The sequence below is a fragment of the Bartonella eidoli genome, assembly GCF_036576145.1.
Classification (GTDB): Bacteria; Pseudomonadota; Alphaproteobacteria; order Rhizobiales; family Rhizobiaceae; genus Bartonella.
This window is the reverse complement of the sequence record NZ_JBAFWX010000003.1, coordinates 41,424-62,226: the sequence shown is the minus strand read 5'-3', so window position 1 is coordinate 62,226 and position 20,803 is coordinate 41,424. Positions and strand designations below refer to the sequence as shown.

The 20,803-nt window shown below is 36.7% G+C and carries 8 protein-coding genes; 6 read left to right on the top strand and 2 right to left on the bottom strand.

What is annotated here, in order from left to right:
- Positions 1–100: 100 nt before the first annotated feature.
- The 4 genes from V5N68_RS02810 (at position 101) to V5N68_RS02795 (ending at position 15,807) form a co-directional block, all read left to right on the top strand.
- On the top strand, positions 101–6,604 hold the full coding sequence (locus V5N68_RS02810; RefSeq protein WP_332065671.1) for an autotransporter outer membrane beta-barrel domain-containing protein: 6,504 nt from the start codon (positions 101–103) through the stop codon (positions 6,602–6,604).
- Positions 6,605–7,274: 670 nt separating this feature from the next.
- Positions 7,275–10,727: an autotransporter outer membrane beta-barrel domain-containing protein gene (locus V5N68_RS02805; protein WP_332065670.1), complete on the top strand. Its 3,453-nt coding sequence runs from the start codon at positions 7,275–7,277 to the stop codon at positions 10,725–10,727.
- Positions 10,728–11,193: 466 nt separating this feature from the next.
- Entirely contained in the window at positions 11,194–14,601 is a 3,408-nt protein-coding gene (locus V5N68_RS02800; RefSeq protein WP_332065669.1) for an autotransporter outer membrane beta-barrel domain-containing protein, read from the top strand.
- Between the two features lie 819 nt (positions 14,602–15,420).
- Entirely contained in the window at positions 15,421–15,807 is a 387-nt protein-coding gene (locus tag V5N68_RS02795; RefSeq protein WP_332065668.1) for a hypothetical protein, read from the top strand.
- Positions 15,808–16,866: 1,059 nt separating this feature from the next.
- On the opposite strand, the gene V5N68_RS02790 is transcribed toward V5N68_RS02795, so the two are convergent.
- A complete protein-coding gene (locus V5N68_RS02790) occupies positions 16,867–17,607 on the bottom strand; it encodes a creatininase family protein (RefSeq protein ID WP_332065667.1) in 741 nt (246 codons plus the stop codon).
- 845 nt (positions 17,608–18,452) lie between these two features.
- Between V5N68_RS02790 and V5N68_RS02785 the strand changes: the two genes are divergently transcribed.
- Complete coding sequence (locus V5N68_RS02785; RefSeq protein ID WP_332065666.1) at positions 18,453–18,575, top strand: hypothetical protein; 123 nt, start codon at positions 18,453–18,455, stop codon at positions 18,573–18,575.
- Between the two features lie 243 nt (positions 18,576–18,818).
- Here V5N68_RS02785 and V5N68_RS02780 read toward each other — a convergent pair whose 3' ends face one another.
- Entirely contained in the window at positions 18,819–20,153 is a 1,335-nt protein-coding gene (locus tag V5N68_RS02780) for an NAD(P)H-dependent oxidoreductase (protein WP_332065665.1), read from the bottom strand.
- Positions 20,154–20,319: 166 nt separating this feature from the next.
- Between V5N68_RS02780 and V5N68_RS02775 the strand changes: the two genes are divergently transcribed.
- On the top strand, positions 20,320–20,790 hold the full coding sequence (locus V5N68_RS02775) for a MaoC family dehydratase (RefSeq protein ID WP_332065664.1): 471 nt from the start codon (positions 20,320–20,322) through the stop codon (positions 20,788–20,790).
- Positions 20,791–20,803 lie beyond the last annotated feature (13 nt).

Below are 20,803 nucleotides of genomic sequence, written 5' to 3'. Positions count from 1 at the left end.
TGTAATGTTGTTTTGCATATGTTACAAATTGGACTCATGCCTCATTTTGTACTTACGAATTAATGCTTTTGCAAAACTACTTACTTTAGAAAGTTTTAATATGATTAATGTGTTTAAAAAACATACGCATTTGTGCGCTATTACAACAAGTGTTTTTTTATTTTTACAGGGTATGGATACTTGTGTAGGAAGTTATAGTGGCGCAGGTGTGGTTCTTCCATGTCCTATTGATTCAAGTTCTTCGAGAAAGGGAAGTGTTGTTTCTCCTTCTCACATAAGATCAAAAAGTGGTACTTCTTCTGTTCTTTTTGTTCCTCCTTCTGCTCTTCCCCCTCTTTCCCCTCTTTCCCCTCCTCCTTCTCCTCTTTCTCCTCCTTATATTTGTAAGCGTGACGGGGCGGGTAATTCGTCCATACATGAAATTAATGGATATGCCTTTAAGATGGAAAAGGGTGGTAAGAACGCTTTGCGTGCAGGGATTCCGGGGAGTGATCTTTCCGGTATGGTTGAGTTTTATGGTGTAACCGATGATGCTATTGCTAATTATGGCAATACAATAGTGGATTTTGATGCGATAAATAAGAGAAAAAGTGGTTATGGGACCAGTATAAATACGTATGATGCTGGAGTTGTAAAGACAGGGGATATAACTATTAATGGAAAAGGCATAACTATCGTTGGAGATGAACATTTTGAATTAAATAGCGATACTGTTACCATAAATTTTTCTTATAATGAAAAATCTCATAAAAATTCCGAGGTGGTGAGTGCTGTATTAGCAGGACAAAATGCGATCATTTCTTTAGGGGCGGGAAAACAGAAGGAGACAACTATTAAGGCATTTCCGATTGGGCTTGAGGCATACTGGGGTGGAAAAATATCTATGACAGGTGGACGAATTGATGTTTTCCATGTAGGGGCAGTGGCTGGTTCTGGGGCATCTATTCATTTAAAGGATACGAGGATTGTTCTCGATAGAGGTCCAAATGCGGCAGGTCTCGTTAGTCAGAATGGAACTATCACGATGGGGTCGGGGTCGATCACATTGAGAAATGGAATAGGGGTTCAATCAGGAGATGGTGGGCGCGTTAATTTAAATAAAGTTCAAATTGATAGCATAAATACTGGAACACCACATTTTTATAGTACGGCTTTTTTAGTAGAAAATGGTGGCTCTATTGAGTTTCGTGATGGTACTGTGAAAGTTAATACTCAAAACGGGTTACAGGTTTTTGGTAATGGGAATATTGCGCTTCACAATTCAGTTATTGAAGTGGCGAGTCAAGCGGCATATGGTATGTATTTTAGTGGTCTTCGTTCAAATAGGGACCTTCGTTTAAATAAAGATACTTTTTTGGTCCATGTTCGGCCCTTGGAGCTGCAAAAAACTGCGAAAATGGTGAAAGATGTAAATGCAGGTATTTTCAGTTCGAGAAGTATGGCAGCTCAACCTGCGATATCGCCCCTACAAATGAGAACCAAGGGGGCAGGTTTTCTGGATCGTAAAGAGATTACATTAACAAAAACAATTTTTGATGTTAAAAATGGTACGGCTATTTACAATCGTGGCAATGGTGTAGCTAATGTTATTTTAAACAAGGGTTCGCGACTTTCCGGTGATTTATTATTACAGGCTAATAATAGATCTCAAACTACAATCTCTGTTATAGATTCCTCAATTGTCGGTGGCGTTTGGATGGCTCCTACATCACAGGCCAAAATTTACCTGTATCAAAATTCAGAGTGGTCTTTAGTAAAAGCTCCGCACAGCAATCGGAATGATATAAGAAATTGTTTGGATTCTTGTGTTTCATTGGTAGAGCTTAAAAATAGTGCAATTAGATTTGTATCTCCAAAGAATAGTTCTGATAAATATCAAACACTTCGTATTGGTCATGGGAGTGGAGAAGTTTATAAAGCAGGGTTGGAAAGAGGGGGGTCTAAGATTTATTTTAATGTCAGCCAAGATTTTGGTAATTTGAGCAATAATCGAGTGGCTGATCGTCTTTTGATTCATGGAGATGTTTTTGGAAAAACTACAGTATATGTACAAGATGATTCATCGTCTGGTTTACAACATTCAGATTTTAGAGAAGATAATACTAAAGGTCGGAGTGTTTCACTCATTCAAGTGTATGGAGGGGGTGTAGAGCGGGATTCTTTTCAATTGTCTGGCGGCTATACTACGTTAAACAATTCGCCTTATAAATATGTTTTAAACGCTCATGGTCCATTTAATATTGTGCATGTATCGCATTCTGGTCAGAGTGTATCTGAAAATGGAAAACAGTTTTGGGATTTTCGATTAGAAAACCAACCTTCTCAACCTGAACGTTCAAATTCTGCTCCTAAGCCTGTTGGAGCGATACCTGCTCTTCGTCGTAATGGTGCTTCTTTAGATGCTATCGAAGATGATTCTTTAGTCACTGTTGAAGCTCCATCTTTTGATATTATTCCTGACGGTGTTTTTATAAATTCTGTTATGAATTCTGCTGCGGGTACTGCTAATGCTAATGCCCATACGACTTCTCCTCATTCCGCATCTGGGGGTCTTATTACTCTGGTTCCCGCCCCTCAGAGCACTTCTTCCCGGACTTCTTCTTCTGGCTCTCAGAGTTCGACCTCTCGGACTTCTGCTCCCTCTCAAACTTCTGGCTCTCAGGATTCGACCTCTCCGGTTCCTGCTACTTCTCAGGATAGTACTACGTCGGATGGGACAGGTTCTGTTGAGTTAACTGAAACACAGACAATTCCTACAGTTGGTTCTGCTGCACCCGGTACAACTACTGAACATGTTTTATCATCTAATGCGTCTTCATCTGTTTTAAGGTCTGCATCTTCTGGTATACTTTCACCTGTGTTAAGTACGGCAGGGAGCGGAACATCTTTATCTGAGTCAGTTCTTTCATCTACTTCATCTGCAGTTCCTTCCTCTCAAAGTCATACAAACTTAGATACCTTATTGACTACAGGAGATGGGACTACAGAAGATCATTCTGATGATAGTTATTATGTGGATCATGATAATATTGATGGTCATGATACCGGAATAGATTTATCTAATGGTCAAAACTTAACGCATTCGTATATATATGTTGGCAGAGATGGTTTATTGTATGATAGTGCAACAGGTCGCCCTGTTCCTGAGGCAGATATTCCTAGAACAGAAGCAGGCCATCCTTCAGTCATTGGTTCTACAGCAGGTGTTCCTGGAGTAGGGGGCTCTTCGGTAGTTGGTTCTGAAGTAAATGTTTCTAGTGTAGGTGTTGGTGCAGGTAGCACTACTCCACACTACCAAGATGGAAGTGGTGTAGGTTCTTCTGAAGTGTTTGTTCCTTCGACTTCTACTGATGTTACAGCTGTTATTTTTCAAGGTGGTTCTCCTGTTTTAAATCCTCATATTTTTGCAACTGATGAGATTATTTCCAGCCAACTTACTGATGAAAATGCAGAAACGATTGTTGGTCTCTTGTCCAGTCAGCTTACTAAAGAAGATGCGGCATCGGTTATTACAAAGCCTGTCGGTCGTGTTTTGTCTTCTGCATCTATGTCTGACTTTGTAAAAGATTTGTCTTTAAGTATTGGTGACACTTCTATTGTATTTCCTACTCTTGATGATGCTGAAAATACTGCTTCAGTTGGTAACGTTATTACGTGTTCTGATAACAATAACGATCGGAGGGAGGATGTTCTGGTTCCCTATCGCTGTCATGATGGTTCTATCCATAAAATGAAAGGGCGTATTTTCAAAATGGGAACTCCGAGTGTGTATGCAGTGCGTGTAGGAGGACAAGGGGAGGCTCGTAAAAAAACCACGGTTAACATGGATGAGGTTGTGATTAGAGGTGTAGGTTTTCAAAAAAATTTAAACCAAATTTATTATACTGATTTTGTGAGCGCTGTGCTTGCAGAAAAAGGTGCAGAAATTTCCTCTGGAGATTCAAGGATTTATGATTTCCCAATTGGAATTGAAGCTCGATCTGGTGGACAGATTAAGATGGCTGATGGAATGATAGATGTTCTTTATGCAGGTGTTATTGCTTCTGGAGGATCAACTATTCGTTTGCATAACACAAAAATTAATGTGAAAGGGTTTTTTGCTAGCGCTGGTTTAAGTAGTAATAATAATGGTATGATCTCCATGGATTATGGATCTATCCGTGTAGAGAAAGGTGTGGCCGTTATCGCTGAATTGGGTGGACGTGTTAAATTAGAAAACGTTAACCTTATTGGAAAGCCCAGAGATGTAATTTTGGATGCTCCGGCGACTCTTCATAGGACGGCTTTTCTGTTGAGCGATGGTGGTGTTGTTAGCTTTGATCGTGGGACTGTTATTACTGATGGTGCTGGTGTATGGTTTAGAGATAATTTTACAAACGCTCATAATATAGCTAAAATCGAAAATTCGGTCGTTACGGTGAATGGTAATGGATCTTTAGGTATATATTTTGATGGGACAGAAAATAAAGTAGATAGAGAAAAAGCTGTTGAATTGCTTTTGGGTAAAGAATCAGCAAAACCATCAGATGATGGAGGTGCACTTAACATGTTGCCCGAAGATTCTGGTCAAAGAAATGTGCATGAGATATCAAGGGCACCTAGTAGAGGACTTAATGTAGGTGATAGAAGTAGCAGTGGTAATATTCAATCAATACGGATGAAGCGCCATACTGTGGAGTCACAAGAGAAGAATGCTAATGCAGCTACATTAACTGCATCATCACAAAAGGAAAATTCCCGTACAAAATCGTTGTCAGAAGTCTTTTTGCCAAGAACAAAATTTACAGTTCCAAACGGTGTTGCTGTTTACAGTATGAATTCTATAGGGCGTATTGCTTTAAAGGATAAATCTGCTCTTGTCGGTGATGCATTATTGAGAGCTAAAAGTAGTTCTGATGTATCTGTTGTGGTTAACGACTCTATGATTACAGGTGATGCTCGGATTGATAAGAGTTCTCGTGCAAAAATTGAGCTGTTAAATAGATCAGAGTGGCTATTGAGTAAGAGTAAGAATGAGCATTACAGAAATTTCAACTTTCTCTGTTCAGATTCATGTGTTTCGTTTGTAAAACTTTCAGATAGTGCTATTCGATTTGTGCCGTCAGAATCTGATTCTCATTCATATCAGACACTTCGTATTGGAACAGGTGATGGTGTTGTGTATCATGCACTTGATGATGCGCGGATTTACTTTAATGCGTATTTAGATCCTAGTGGTAGGGGTGATGATCAAGTCACCGATCGGCTTTTAATTCATGGGGATGTTGACGGAAAAACTACAGTGCATGTGAGGGCTGTTGCAGGGACAGATGGGAAGAATGATAAAATTGTTCATGGTGTTTCACTCATTCAAGTTCATGGACATGCGCAGAAGGATTCTTTCCAGTTAGATGGTGAATATGTTACGTTAGACAATTCGCCTTACAAATATACCCTTCGTTCTTACGGTCCTACGGCTCGTGCAGGGACGGATGTCGTTTATTTTGATCCTACATTGGCTGAAAGCGGAAAAGACTTTTGGGAATTTCGCTTAGAAAATCAGTATGTTGCATTAACTGATTCTGCATATGTTTCTACTGCTCCTAAACGTACTTCTCCAATAGACACTCTTTCTACTTCTGATTCTGAAAACGTTGTGAAGTCTGTTGTCCCGCAAGTTCCAACTTATTTGCTCTTGCCAAATACCTTATTCCACACTGGATTAATGGATATAAATAATCAAAACAGGCAGTTGGAAACTATAAGAAATACCAAGAATGGTTTGTTGGAAGTTTATGAGAATCCTACTGTATTTTTGCGCGGCTATGGTGGTAGCTACCGTTATAATTCAGACTTATCTGCAGCTGAATATGGATATGCAGGTGATTTTGGCTATCATGCTATAGAGGCAGGTGCTTCGTTGTACACAATTGAAAATGCGTACAGTACTGTGTCTTTTGGGGTTATAGGCTCTTATGGAAGGTTTTCTGTACATCCTTTAGATGTTGAACAAAGCCAAAAAAGTGAATTTGATAAATGGTCAGTTACAGCATATAGCAGTGTGCAGAACGATGAAGGTTTTTATGCTGATGGTCTTTTATCATATGGTATATTTAAAGGTGATGTTTCCACTCTTGCACGAGGAACAACAGCAACATTAAAGGGTAATCCTCTCAGTGCTTCATTAACTGGTGGTAAGGCCTTTGATATAGGATATGAAGGTTTTGTTTGGGATCCTCAGGTTCAGGTTGTGTATCAACATCTTGGATTTAATAAAACGCGTGATATAGATAATTTTGATATCGACATGGGAAAACTAAATCAATGGGTGGTCCGTGTTGGTGGACGTTTAACCAAGAACCCTGTTGAGTTTGAAGATGAGCGCGCTGTTTTTGTTTATGGTAAGCTTCATCTGACGCATAATTTTGGGAAAAAACAATCTGTTCATTTCAAAGATTCTTTCCAGTTAGGCTCTTATGGTTCATCTATAGAAGCTGGGTTGGGTGTTAATATCAAGTTTTACTCCCATTTTGCGCTTCATGGTGATTTTGTGTACCAACATAAGCTGAATAAAGCTGGTTTTTCTGGAGCTAGTTTCTCTGGTGGATTGCGCTATCAGTTTTAAATAAGAACATAATAGGCATCTTATAAACAAAAAGGCGGCATATTATGCCGCCTTTTTATATCTTATTTGTCTCCAAAATGTTTTTTTGATATTTGTGTAAAGAGCTTAACTTTTCTCTCTTTAGTTTGCATACAAGAGAAGAAGGCTTGTTGGATAATCTTACTATTTCTTTGTAAATAAAGAATTTTTTAAAATTATCAGTGATAATAACACGATATATTTAGATTATTTTACTTGAGAAGATATTTAATGATGGGAAGTTCTATATCCGCCTCAATGTCTTATTTCACTTTATTATTAATTAACTAACTCTCAAAACCATATTGTAAAAAATGCGTTTTAAAATTTTTTCACTCTTTACTTATCTGGTGTCAATATTTTGCAGAGCATAAGGGTAAATAAATCATTTAAATTACACGCAATGGTTTTATTTTTTCTTTACACTTAATATATAATGTATTATACACCTATTAAGTGCTTTAAGTAACTGTTCGCTTATAGGTAGTTGTTCGCTGCAGGTAGATATTCTGCCCAATCGATTTGGATAGCTTATTGCACGTGTCAAATGAGCACTAAATGCATCTTTTAGTTTCTTTTGAGATGCGTTTAAGGGGTTCTTTTATTTTCTAATGAGAGGGGAAAGGAAGTTTCGATGGAGCTATGATTAGCTATGATTAAAGTGTTTAAAAAGCATGTACGTTTATGTACTCTGACAACGGCTATTCTTTCTGTGTTACAAAATGGTATATGGGGATACGCAAATGCGGAAGAAGCAACTGGTAGAGCAATGCACGGTATCGTTGACAGTAGTCTTGATTCTTCTGTTGGGAGTGTTCATTATGCTAACGGAATAAAAATTACTGTAACTCCAACTGGTGTAACTCCAGCTGCTGTAACTCTAGATTCAGTGCCAGTAAGAGTTGATACAATTCCATTTTCAGTACCAGTAGGAGTTGCTGAAAATCCTAGGTATAACATTACTGTGCTTTCTAAGGATAGCAATTCTCTTCATCCTGATTTTGATCCCAATTCCATTTATGCTTCCCTTCACCTCCCTAATGAGGCCTATGGCTCTTCTTCGTCCTTTCATAGTCTTTCTCCAGATGTTTCTGATAATCATAATATTTCTGGTGATAGCGTTTTAAAAGGGGATAATTCTGGTCGTGTGAAAGTTGAAGAGGTATTTGATGAAGATGATGCTGATTATTATGGTGTAATCCCTAGTCCGCATCATTTTGATGATACAAACACTACTTTGCATTATTCGTGCAAAAACTGTGGAGATAAGACTGTACTTAATAATAATATATATATGATAACAAAAGAAAAGATGACCCATTTTCCTTCGGGGTTAGGACGTGTTGCTATAACTGTTAAAGGGTCTAGTGAAGAAGATAAAAAACCAGGAGTTATTAGGCCAGCAGTTACACCAACAGTGGTAAAAGGGGAGGGTGTATTTATATTCAGTAGAGACCCAGAAGTGTTTTTTCAACGTGGTGTATCTGTATCAGAGGGTGGACATGTTGATTTGATTAATTCTACTATTAAAAATGCCGAGGTAGGGATTCATGTGAGTAATGGATCAGTTTCTGTTAGTGGGGGGCTTATTGAGGAAGTCGAGACTGCGGTTCAGGCAGTCGGAGTGCCCACGTTGGTTACTTTAAGCGATGTAACAATTAAGACAGGCGGTAATTTTAGTGTTAAGGAACGTGATCTCGCAACTATTTCTAGTGTCGGTGGTGCATATGTTGTAATTGAAAGGGGGCTAATTGATTTTCAAAAGAATCATGGGGTTTTTGCGTCGTGGGATGGGGCTGTGTTTCTTGAAAATGTTTTAGTTCAAAGGGATGGTGCACGAGACAATAAGAAAAATTACGCGGCTTTTCTTTTAGAAGCGGGTGGTTATGTTGATTCTAAATATGGAGAAGTTATCGCTATTAATACCCATGGTATAGTGATGAAAGATACTTCTATTCGTATGTCTTATTCGAACGGAAAAGGAACAGAAGCATATGAGGGAGAGGAATATTTTGCAGCAGAAGTTGGTATGCTGGGATCTACTTTTTATGTGAAAGGTAGTGAATCCTATGGTATATATTTTAAAAAAGAAAAACTACATGAGGCAAAAGGGTATATCCCTGCCATTGAAGAGAGTGAGAATACTTTACCTCAATTAAGTTTCATCCACTTAAACGATACGAGATTTTTTGTTGAAGATACAGCTATTTATGGAAATGATTCTATAGATGGTATTATTGAACTGAAGCGAAGTATTATAGATTCAAATGATTTATTTTTAAAAGCTGAGAACGGCGCTTCTATTGATGTTTTTGCTTCTGAGAGATCTTTTCTTGTGGGGGGAAGTTATCTCGATGGTATGTCGTATACTAATGTGGTTTTGAGTGGGCAGTCGCAATGGATTTTACAGCGTAAATTTAGGAAAAATGGTTCAAATAATTCATTTGTTTCACGTTTACTTCTTGATGATAGTTCTGTTTATTTTTTTGAATCCCCTTTAAATAATGATTATCAAGCACTTTTTATTGGACATGGGGGGGGTGTTGCTTACATAGCTCAAGATAGTGCAAAGATTAGTCTTCGCACATATTTGAATGAAGGTGGTTCCTTAGAGAATCAAAAGACGGATCGTGTTATAATTCGTGGTCATGTTTCGGGTGGGCCAACTATGGTTTATGTGCGCGCTGCTGAAGGAAGTCCAGGAGGAAGCACGGGGCAGGGTAATGATAAAGGGATTTCAATTATTCAAGTTTCTGGGAAAGCTAAGCAGGATTCTTTTAAGTTATATGGTGAGTATGTTACTTTGGAGAATGCGCCTTACCAATATAGGCTTCACGCTTATGGTCCAGATTCTTTTTTAGGGAAAGCTGATCCTAATCAGAAAATTAAAATAATGCACGGTGAAGAAGGTTTACCAGAGGGTCAGGTTGCAGCGGTTGCCCCTGAAGGAGAAAATCCAGAAGAAGAAAGTAAAAAGGATTTTTGGGATTTCCGTCTTCATAGTGCATATGTTAAACCAAGTCCAGAGCCAGGGCCAAAACCAGAGCCAGGGCCAAAACCAGAGCCAGGACCAAGACCAGAGCCAGGGCCAGGACCAGAGCCAGGGCCAGGACCGCGTCCGATCCCAGAGCCAGGAGTAAGAGAAGTTGTACCACAGGTTCCGACTTATTTAATTTTATCGAATGCTTTGTTTCACGCTGGTTTAGTTGATGTAAGCAATCAAAATAAGCGTTTAGAAGCTGTGAGGAATAATTTTGGCGGATTACTGAAAGATGATGAAATTCCTGCATTTTTTATACGCGGTTATGGGAGTAATCAGCGTTATGTTCCTGATTTATCTGCATCAAAATATGGTTATAAAGGTGATCTAAGTTATGGTGCCGGAGAAGCGGGTATTTTATTGCAAACAATTGAGAATGAGGAAAGCACAGCGTCTTTGGGTATCATAGGGACTTATGGAAAGCTTTCTTTGCAACCTCTGGATGTTAAACAAAGTCGGAAGAGTACATTTGATAAATGGTCAATTACAGCATATGGTGGCATTCAACATGATGAGGGCTTCTATATCGATGGTCTGTTATCTTACGGTATATTTAAAGGTGATATTGTAACGCTTGCAAGGGGAAAGACAGCGACATTGAAGGGTGATCTTTTAAATGCTTCAGTGACTGCTGGTAAAATGTTTATGACAAATTGTGAAGGCCTTTTTTTGGATCCGCAGGCTCAGATTGTCTATCAGTATCTCAATTTTGATAAGGCGCGTGATATTGACGGCTTTGATGTTCAAATGGGAAAGCTTGATCAGTGGGTAGCACGTGTTGGTGGGCGTTTAACTAAAGTTCTTACCTCTAATGAAGAAGGGCATGTGATTTCTTTCTACGGAAAGCTTAATTTGGCCCACAGTTTTGGAAAGAAACATTTAGTGCATTTCAAGGATGCTTTTCAGTTGGGTTCTTTTGGTTCTTCTCTGGAAGCTGGGCTAGGCTTTAATGCTCAGTTGTTTCCTAAACTTGCTCTTTATGGTGATTTAGCTTATCAGCATAAGCTTACAAAGGCGGGTTTCTTAGGGACTACTTTTTCAGGTGGACTGCGCTATCATTTCTAATTTGATTGTATTTTGATTAATCATTTTAGGTAAAAAGCCATGAGTTTTTCTTGTGGCTTTTTTTATATTATATAAGTTTTATTTGTTCAAAAATTTTGAAGATATATTTTTATTCAAAGGTGCATTTTTTGTTCTTCTTAGAAAATAGTTTGGTTTTTATGCGCATTATTTTTTGATGTACACATTTCGTAACGATTTATAAATTCAGTGCTTTTTGTAATTGTTGTGAGGGTGATAGTTTACTGTTTTTGTTTATTTTTCGACTGATGATGTACAAAAGAGCTATATATTTGGAACTATGACATTTGAGTATTTTTTTGATTTCATCTTTACATAAAACACAAAACGTATTAATAGAACACAAAATGTATTATATTAACCGCACGCAATGAAGGTTATTAAGCAGAAGGCGTGTTTTGTTTTTCATGAGAAGGGGAAGAAAGTTTGTAGAAAAATAATGATCAAAATGTCTAAAAATCAATTATCTTTATGTACTTTTACGACGGCGTTTCTTTTCTTCACACATAATGCTAACAGCAATACCGCTAACACCAATGCCGCTAATACTAATGTCGCTCACACCAATGCTGCTAACAGTAATGTAAAACCTCCCAGAGAGGATATATTTACATGTAATGAGAATGCTCCATCGTATCGATGTAATGATGGTAAAAAGCATGACATTAGCCATAGAACCTATAACCCTGGAAAAGATATTTATGGAGCTATAACTGCATCGAAAAAAAATACATCGATTAATGCAGAAAATGTAACCATTGATGGTGTAAATATAAGCAGTAATCTAAATTCAGAAGAAAGCGGGTTGCGGTATGGTGTCAGGATATTTGAGGAAGGAAAGGTTTCTTTAAAAAAATCAAAATTGAAGGGTGTATCAATTGGGGTAGATGTTGATTATGGAACATTTGAGATGGATATTGGGTTGATAGAAGCAACAAGAAGAGGCGTCAGTGTCGGTGGTCGTCAATCTCTTATTACTTTAACCAATTCAAAAATTGAGATGGGTACGAATGCTATAGGTCTCTTTAGTCATAATAATGCGAAAGTTAAAATGGAAGGGGGAAGCATTGATGTTACCGACGGTATAGGGGCGCAAGCGGCAGGATCTGGGGAGATCACTTTAAATAAAGTTTTGGTTACTGAAAAAAGTAATCAAATGAGAAGTCCAGATGGGAGTGACAAAAATGCAGCTTTGCATATGCTTCAAGGCAATAGTCGTATTAATCTTTATAAAAGTACAGTTGATGCTGTTAATGCTCATGGCCTTTTATTAGAGGGTATTGCGAACCATGCTGATATTAAAAACTCTGCTTTTATAGTGAAGGGGAATACCTCACTGTATGGGATGGGTTTTTTTTGGGAGACAGCATTTAACGGGAACAAAACATTTCAAGCTGGACGAGGCTCTGTTAATTTAAAGAAGACAATGTTTATAGCTCCAAGTGGTATAGCTATTTATAGCAGAAAATTTGGTAGTACTGTTCAACTCTCAGAAGGTTCAACGGTTTTTGGAGATTTATTGTTAAAGGCTGAAGATACGTCATCTGTGAAGATTAATGCTGATGCTTCTATACTTGTAGGTAAAGCTTATATTGATGATAGTTCTACCGCAGAAATTACATTAACTAATAACTCGAAATGGGTGCTATCTAGGCCAGCAGGCAGAGAAATTCAAGAATTATTGTCTAAGAATTTGAATTCTATGCATATTTCATCAATATATCTTGATAATAGCTCTGTTCATTTTGATAAAATAGAATCTAACAAAGCCAGTGATTATCAAACACTTCGTATCGGAAAAGGGGTTGGTACTGTTTACACTGCGAAAGGTAAAGCCCGTCTTTATCTTAATACATGCTTGGGGGAGGGAGGGGATATCCAACGCCAAAAAACTGACAGGCTTTTAATTCATGGGGATGTTGCAGGAGAAACAACAGTATATGTGCAAGGTGTTCCAATTAGATTAGGACACCCAGGAAAAAGTACTGGTAAAGGTAATAATAAAGGCATTTCATTGATTCAAGTTTCTGGAAATGCTACTAAGGACTCTTTTAAGCTTGCTGGTGGTTATACTGTATTCGTAGGATCACCTTATCAATATCATCTTGTTGCCTACGGTCCAAGTTCTACTTTGGGACTAGCAAATTCTGATCAGAGATTGGTTGAAGGCACTAAACCATTTTGGGATTTTCGCCTCGAAAGTAAGGCTGTTTTACCTTATGTCCCTCCTGTTGTTGATCCAGATGAGTCTAACAATACTTTTATTGATGATGTTCTTAACTCTGTAACAAATGTCAATCCTGATGATACTGGATCTGATGTTGGTTCTTCTTCTACGGAATCGGATCCCAATATCAATGTTTCGTCTATACATCCGACTATAATTGATATTCCTATAATTCCTCCTTCTATACCTGATACTGGTTCCACTTTTATGACGCCTGATTTTCCCCCTACATCATTTGATCCTATAACTCCTCCTTCTACTGTCCCTGATACTGGTTCCACCTTTATGACGCCTGATGTTCCTTCCACATCATCGGACCCTATAGCTCCTCCTTCTACTGTCCCTGATACTGGTTCCACTTTTATGACGCCTGATGTTCCTCCTACATCATCTGATCCTCATGCCACTGTTGTTACATCTACTGTTCTTGTTAAACCTGAGTCTGACGAATTTCCTATTAGACCTACTGACTCTTCTACGTCTAATACTGATTCCGTTCTTGTTAGACCTACTGCTCCCACTGTATCTGAGTTTGATACTATTCCTGTTACATCTTCTGCCTCCGTTCCTGCCGTATCTGAGCCTAATTCTCCCGCCATTTCCCCGGTAAGGCCTAGCCTTATATCAGTTTTGCAACATGTTGCGTCTTTAGATAATAATGTGCGGGCCGTTGTTCCACAAATTCCAACCTATCTTCTTTTGCCAAATTTTTTACTTCATTCTGGTTTGATGGATATTAATAATCAAAACAAGCAGTTAGAAACTATGCGCACTATTTCTAGCCGATTGTTGAAAATTGATAAAAATCCCGCTCTATTTATACACGGGTATGGTGGCCATCACCGTTATAATTCAGATTTATCTTTACTAGAGTATGGGTATAGCGGTGATCTTGATTATAATGCTGTAGAGGCGGGTGCTGTGTTGAAAACAATTGAAAACATATATGGTATTATATCTTTTGGAGTGATGGGGAACTATGGAAAATTCTCTTTGCAGCCTTTGAATGTTAAACAAAGTCAGAAGAGTATATTTGATAAATGGTCAGTTACTGCATATGGTAGCTTAGAATGTGACACAGGCTTTTATGTAGACGGTCTTTTATCCTATGGTTTGTTTAAAGGTGATGTTTTCACTCTTGCACGTAATAAGACGGCATCATTAAAGGGAAACCCGTTGAGTACGTCATTGACTGCTGGTAGAGCGTTTACGACAGAGGACGCAAGCATTGTTTTTGATCCACAAGTTCAGTTTATTTATCAACTTTTTCAGTTTAATAAAGCGCGCGATATTGATGGTTTTGATATTAATATGGGCAAACCTGATCAATTGACGATGCGTGTTGGTGGACATTTAACTAAGACGCTTTCTGTAACTAAAGAAGCGCATATTATTTCTTTTTACGGAAAACTTCACTTGACGCATAATTTTGAAAATAAACACTCTGTTTATTTTAAAGATGCTTTTCAGTTAGGCGCTTCTGGTTCTTCTTTAGAAGCTGGTTTGGGCTTTAACGCTCAGTTACTTCCTAAGCTTACGCTTTATGGTGATTTAGCTTATCAGCATAAGTTAACAAAGGCTGGTTTTATGGGAACAACTTTTTCTGGTGGTTTAAGTTATCGCTTTTAGTGTTATTTCAAATAAATGCGATTTATAAATGTATTATATTTATGCAGTCCAATATACAAATGAGCCTATTTCTTTGGATGTTCTTTGATTTTTTAAAAAGAAAAAAGACTGTGAGGTAAAATGATGACTACAATGCTTAAAAAAAATATGCTGTGTATGTTTTTGCAGTGTCTCCCTGTTTTTCAAGTTGTAGGTGCTAATGCAGATTTTGCAAAAATAAACTTCAATATGCTTTTCCTATTGTACAACAATACAGGATATTGGCACTATGAGGACAATGATTGTTTATATTTTAGATGAAGACTTTTATAAAAATGAGTAATTTAAAATCAGAAGGATGGAAAAAGTAGATTATGTTAATGTGAATAAGCTGCTGTGGAAAAGGATATTGAAGTATTTTTAGTGGTTTATTTTCAATCCTTTTGCAGTATTTATCAGGCGTTGCCAAGATGATTTTAGAACAATAGCGTTGAATTTTCATCTTACGGATAGTTTGAATGGCATGTATTAAAATATATTGATGATTATGATAAGCCGTTTTTAGCTAGACTTTTTTGAAAAAATGGCTTATCATTTATAGGTTTATCTCTTTTACATTGTCTCTAGAAATGAGGGAGGGGCGTTTGTTTAGCAGATATTTTCAAGTTTAATTTTCTAGATTTTTTAGGGATAGATTAATCGGGGGAAAGTGATGTTGCTATTTTCATCCGTGTTTTTGACCTATTTATAATATACAACTTATGATTGTGGCTTTCCAAAAAAATATGTTTGTTTTCGCTTTTTAATTAAAAAGAAAAGAAGAGAATTTGAGGTAAGATTATGGTCAAATTTGAAAATGTTTTTTTATATGCTTTTTTAATAGTTGTTGGTTTTTTTTTGCAAATTATAAGCGCTAATGCAAATTTAGAAAGTGATCAGCAAGGCATTTTTGTTTCTGTAGCAATACAAGATAGTAGAGCAATGAATGCAGCAATTATCAGTGTTAGGGATAAACGCATTGAACAAGAAGGGGCTAGAAATAAAACTTTTGAGAAAGAAAGATTTGTAATTGAAAGAGTGGGGCAGGTAAATGACGGTATGATGAGCAAGGTGAAAGACAGAGTGAGTGAAGTTTGGACATTTATTAGAGGAATGGTCATAAGCGCTGTGAGATATTTTGAGCATCTTATTGATGTAAATTTCTCAGGAGATTATATCGAGATATAGATTTCTCAGGGGATTATTTTAAATAGAGCGTGTTAGAAAATATCATGGAAAGCCATTTTTAGAAAAGTTCTAAGGATAAATAGTTTATTAAGGGGGTTTTATTTATTTTTCTTATTTTTTTGAATTTCTGGTGTCAAAATTTTGTTTGATAAAATGCTTTTTTAGAGAAATGATTTATTTTTAAATTAGTACAGAATTTTATGTCAAATCGTCCTTCAAATACAGAAGTAAGCGTGATTGGAGGGGATTGTGGTTAAAAAGTCGATATCAAAATTTTTCATTTCTGTGTGCTTTTTATCATAAAAAAGATATTTTTACTTGAAAAGTATCATTTAAAATTTGCAATGGTCGTCATAATGCCACGGATAGCGTGAATATAGGGGGATGTTTGTGCTTATTATTGGAAATTAAAACGATATACAGGAATAAATCTTGGTGTTAAAAAAATAAAGATGATATTTAAAAAAACATTGAGTGTTAAATATATTATGAATAAGGAGTTTATCGAAAGATATATGTTTGTATATTCTCTATAGTATAAAATATAGATCAGGGGATAAACGCAAAAAAAAGAGAGTTTCTACGTATCATTTTGGAATGACAAAGATGGTTAAAAAAATTTGATAAAGCAATGTGAGGATATATAGTTCTCTTTTCAGTTCTTTTAAAGCTAAGGCGTTAGACGCTTTACATCAATGGGTTTTTGATATGACCAAGGACAACTTTATAGGACGTATTGTTTTTAAAAGGTTTGTACAATATGAGTGAGGTTGAGAAAGACGTATTATTTCATAATGATGTATAAAGCCTATAAGAGTGTTGTACTAGAGTGTCCAAAGCACAAATAAAGTTTCTGCACACAGTATAGATAAGAGAATATAATTCGTCGCTGAATTTAGACTTCCTGTTTTAGTTTAACAGTAAAGTTATTATTGCTGTTAAATTCATTGATATTAGTCATTTAAAATTTGTTATAATTTTTTTGAAAATGCAATGATAAGAATAGTCTTTTCTAATTCAAGGGATTTGCAAGAGTTGTAGGAGTTTATTAGGCGTATTTTATTGTAATGAATCTATTTTAAATTGGCTAATATCATCAAATAAACCACAGAGCCCATGAAGGACATGAGAAAAAATTGCTGCTCCTGCTTGTGGTGTTGCTTCGTTTGCATTTCCTACTGCTCCTTGCGGATTAAGATCGCGCATCGTCCATCCAAAGGCATGAGGACCATAAGCGCGTAAGTATTTATAATTAGCAATCATATCTTCTTGCTTATTATGAAAATTTTTTGTTTTCTTCATCTGTACTTTTTCCGGTGCTAAGTAACGCATTAAGGAGGTTTCAATAAAACCACCATGGATATCAAGATGCTGTTGAGATAGGCTCATTAAACCTTCTGGTAAACCAAAACGGCTCCAGCTGGTTGCAACTGCCAGCATTGCAAAACGCCGTCGTAGTTCGGTAATGACAATACTCATTAAAGGCGAATTACCTCCGTGGGCATTTAGAAGAAGAAGACGCTGAATTCCTTTATGGTAGGCTTTTTCACCAATATTTATCCATCGATCTATAGCGTTAGAAAATGTGAGTGTTTGCGTACCAGTAACATCCATATGTTCAACTGAATAGCCAATCTTTTCAACTGGTAAGAGCTCGATATGGAATTTACTTTTCACTCGTAGAGCGAGTGCTTTTGCAAAAGCTTCGGCAATAATCCAATCAGTTTCAAAGGGAAGGTGATCCCCATGATACTCATGTGCACCTAAGGGCAATAAAGCAAGGAAAGGTATATCAGACATTTTAAATTATTGCTCAAAAGAAAGTTAAATAAATGTAGGATCATTGAAAATTTTAATATATATGTAGAAAAAACGCAAATAATGATATTATTTCAATCAAATATATATACCAAGGATGAGAAGAAGTTTTATTCAAGATGATGTCATGATCATGAAAATGCAATATTGCATTCTTGGATGTTAAAATTTCAGTGTTTTTCAAATTTCTGATTAGCGTTTTTATTTTTAGCTTTTTAAAATTATTGAATATTCTTCATTACAATAGGTCAATTACTCATTATTTATTGAGCTTCAATTGAGAAAAAATATTACTTTTCATACTTAAGCAATAGACATAGTACGGTGAGGGTTGGGGTGTTCTTGTCGCTTGATGATTTTTCAACAACATTGGATTTTTTGCTAATTTAACTTTTTTAGTGTGAGAAATTCATAAATGCATTCTTTAGCTATAAATATTTTTTCTCTTTTAGAATCTGTATTTTTTGTAAAAAGTTTTGATTATGTTTTTTTTATGTCTTTACATTGTATACAAAATGTATTATATGTTAAATTAACACAGATTATGATTTTTATATGAAAATATTCTTTAACTTTTTCAGTGAAGAAAAAGAGGAGCAAAGAAAGTTATGTTTTTAATACTTAAAGATTGTATATGTTTACAAAATTTTACACTGTTTACTCTTTATTTTTTACGAATTGTAGAAAGTAATGCAAATTTTATAAAAAATTACTTTCTAGGGAAAAATACAATTATGAGCAGGAAGATGGGGAAAATTACAGTGACAAAATAACAACAGTATAACTATTAAAAACAATGTGAATTTTTCTTTTTGAGGGGTTAAGATATGTCTTCATTTCAATTGTTTTGGGGCGGAGTAGGTGTTGTATCGTTGTTGATTTCTCTCGCTGTGGGGAATGTAACTGGAGCTGCCATAACTGTTGTGGCATTACTTTTCACAGTAATATGATAAAGTACATTTATTGGTAAATTTCAATAATTATTTATTGCGTAAGTGAATTAATATCTTGAGGGGAAGGTATTAATGACGGGGGGGGGAAGGAGGTTCCTGGAAAAAGATAAAGTAGTTTTGCAGCTAAATTGGGTATATACTGATATATGTTTGGGGCTCTTCAGTATATACCTTTTTTAAAGAGATGTGGTTTTAAATTTTCTATTATAGCCTCTTGTGAAGAAGGTGATAAAATTCTCTTTATATATTAGCGGGAAGAGTATGGTTTAGCAAAATATCTTGTTGGGCTCGAAGTCGCGCAATCCATTGATTTTCTCGAATAGCGGTATTATGCGCTGTGATAAGCTCGTTTTTCTTAATTTTAGCTGTAACCGTTGCTTTTTCTAGAAGACCACAAGGAATGGCTTGGTAAGAACGTGCTTCAGTAGTGCTCATTAACCAAGCGCGGTAGCTGTAAAGGCCGATAAAGTCTAATTGATCACCGGGATATAAGTCTTTTTTAGCAACAGCACAAACTTCTGCTACTGGTTGGCTGAGTGGGACCATATCTTTTTTTCCATAAAGCATTACACGAGCACAGGTTAATGGAACTTCCATGGCTGTTAAGTGATAGGGGCGATGAAAGGTAAAGTAAGGGCCCTCACCAATTTTTAAATCTTCCATACGTTCGCGTAGACGTGGATGTGCTATTTCTGCGATTACAAAAACACCGGGGGAAACCCCTTGACCTATTGAATAATCTACAACACCATATTTGTCTAAAATACCTCCATCTCGTTTTGGGATAAGTACTTTATTTAAATTTTTCAGCGTTGCTTGTGGGCCATGCATTCCAGGGCAATCGGGTAGAAGTCCGGTTGCATTGGCAATTGCTGCCATTTCAACCATCGTTTTGGAACCATCTATAAATTCCACTAACATACGAACATTCATATTACGTCGTAATGCTTCTTCTTCATAAGCATCAGGCGTTGCATCAAAGATAAGTGGATTATTTTTTCCTTTACCAGCAGAAACAATTTTGTGTCCAAGGGCTGAAACAAATTCGATAAGCTCCATACAGGCAGAAGGTTCATCACCGGCACCAAGCGTATAAATAAGGCCTCTTTTTTCTGCTTCATATTTTAAATAAGCACCAATCGTAACATCTGCTTCAACATTCATCATGACAAGATGTTTATTATTTTCAAGTGCTTTGAATCCAATTTCCGCACCAGCTTCAGGATATCCTGTTGCATCAACGATAATATCAATTTGTTCGTGGCATAAAATGAGGTCAATATCGTCTGTGGCTGCTATCAAACCTTTTTCAATCGTTTTTGTTAAAGCATTGATATTTTCCACTTCTTCTGCATGACCATCTTCACCATAGGCTAAGGTGGCAGCATCAAAAATGCGTGATGGTGTTCTAGTGGCTACAGCTGCAACTGTTATACCGTCCATATGTGCAACGCTTGATAATAAATCAGTTCCCATTTCACCACAGCCAACCAATCCAATACGGATAGGCTTGTTGTTTTCTGTTCGTTGCTTCAAGTCACGTGCTAAACCTGTGAGGCTGACATTGCTTGCCATTGTTTTTTCCCATTTAAAAATTATGTTAGTAAAAGGGTTCTTTCCTATTTGAGAAATGCGTTTATTCTTGAGACTGTTAACCTTTTATGATTGATGCTCTAATCAATGAACTTTATAAAAGCAAGAGGGTGTATAAGCTTTTATCACATTAAACAGGGATGATATTATGCGGAGAAGAATAGCAGTACAAGATGTGGAGAGTTTCATCGGGAAAGAAATAGGTGTATCGCAGTGGCGTCTTATTACACAAGATATGATTAATCAATTTGCGTGTGCAACAGATGATCATCAATGGATCCATGTGGATGAAGAGAAAGCAAAAAAAACAGCTTTTGGTGGCACCATTGCACATGGTTTTTTGACGTTATCTCTTTTATCTACACTGGCTTATGAAGCACTTCCAGAATTGGAAGGTGCCACAATGGGGATCAATTATGGCTTTGATAAAGTACGTTTTATGAGCCCTGTAAAGACAGGAACACGGGTGCGTGCTCGTTTTTTTTTAAATGATGCTGAGATACGTCCTTCAGGTCGGGTTGTTTTTCATTATGAAGTTAGTATGGAAATTGAACAGTTTAAAAAGCCAGCTCTTACTGCCCAGTGGCTTATCATTGCTATGGTTAAGAAGGAAGAATAAAGCTGGTGAGTTT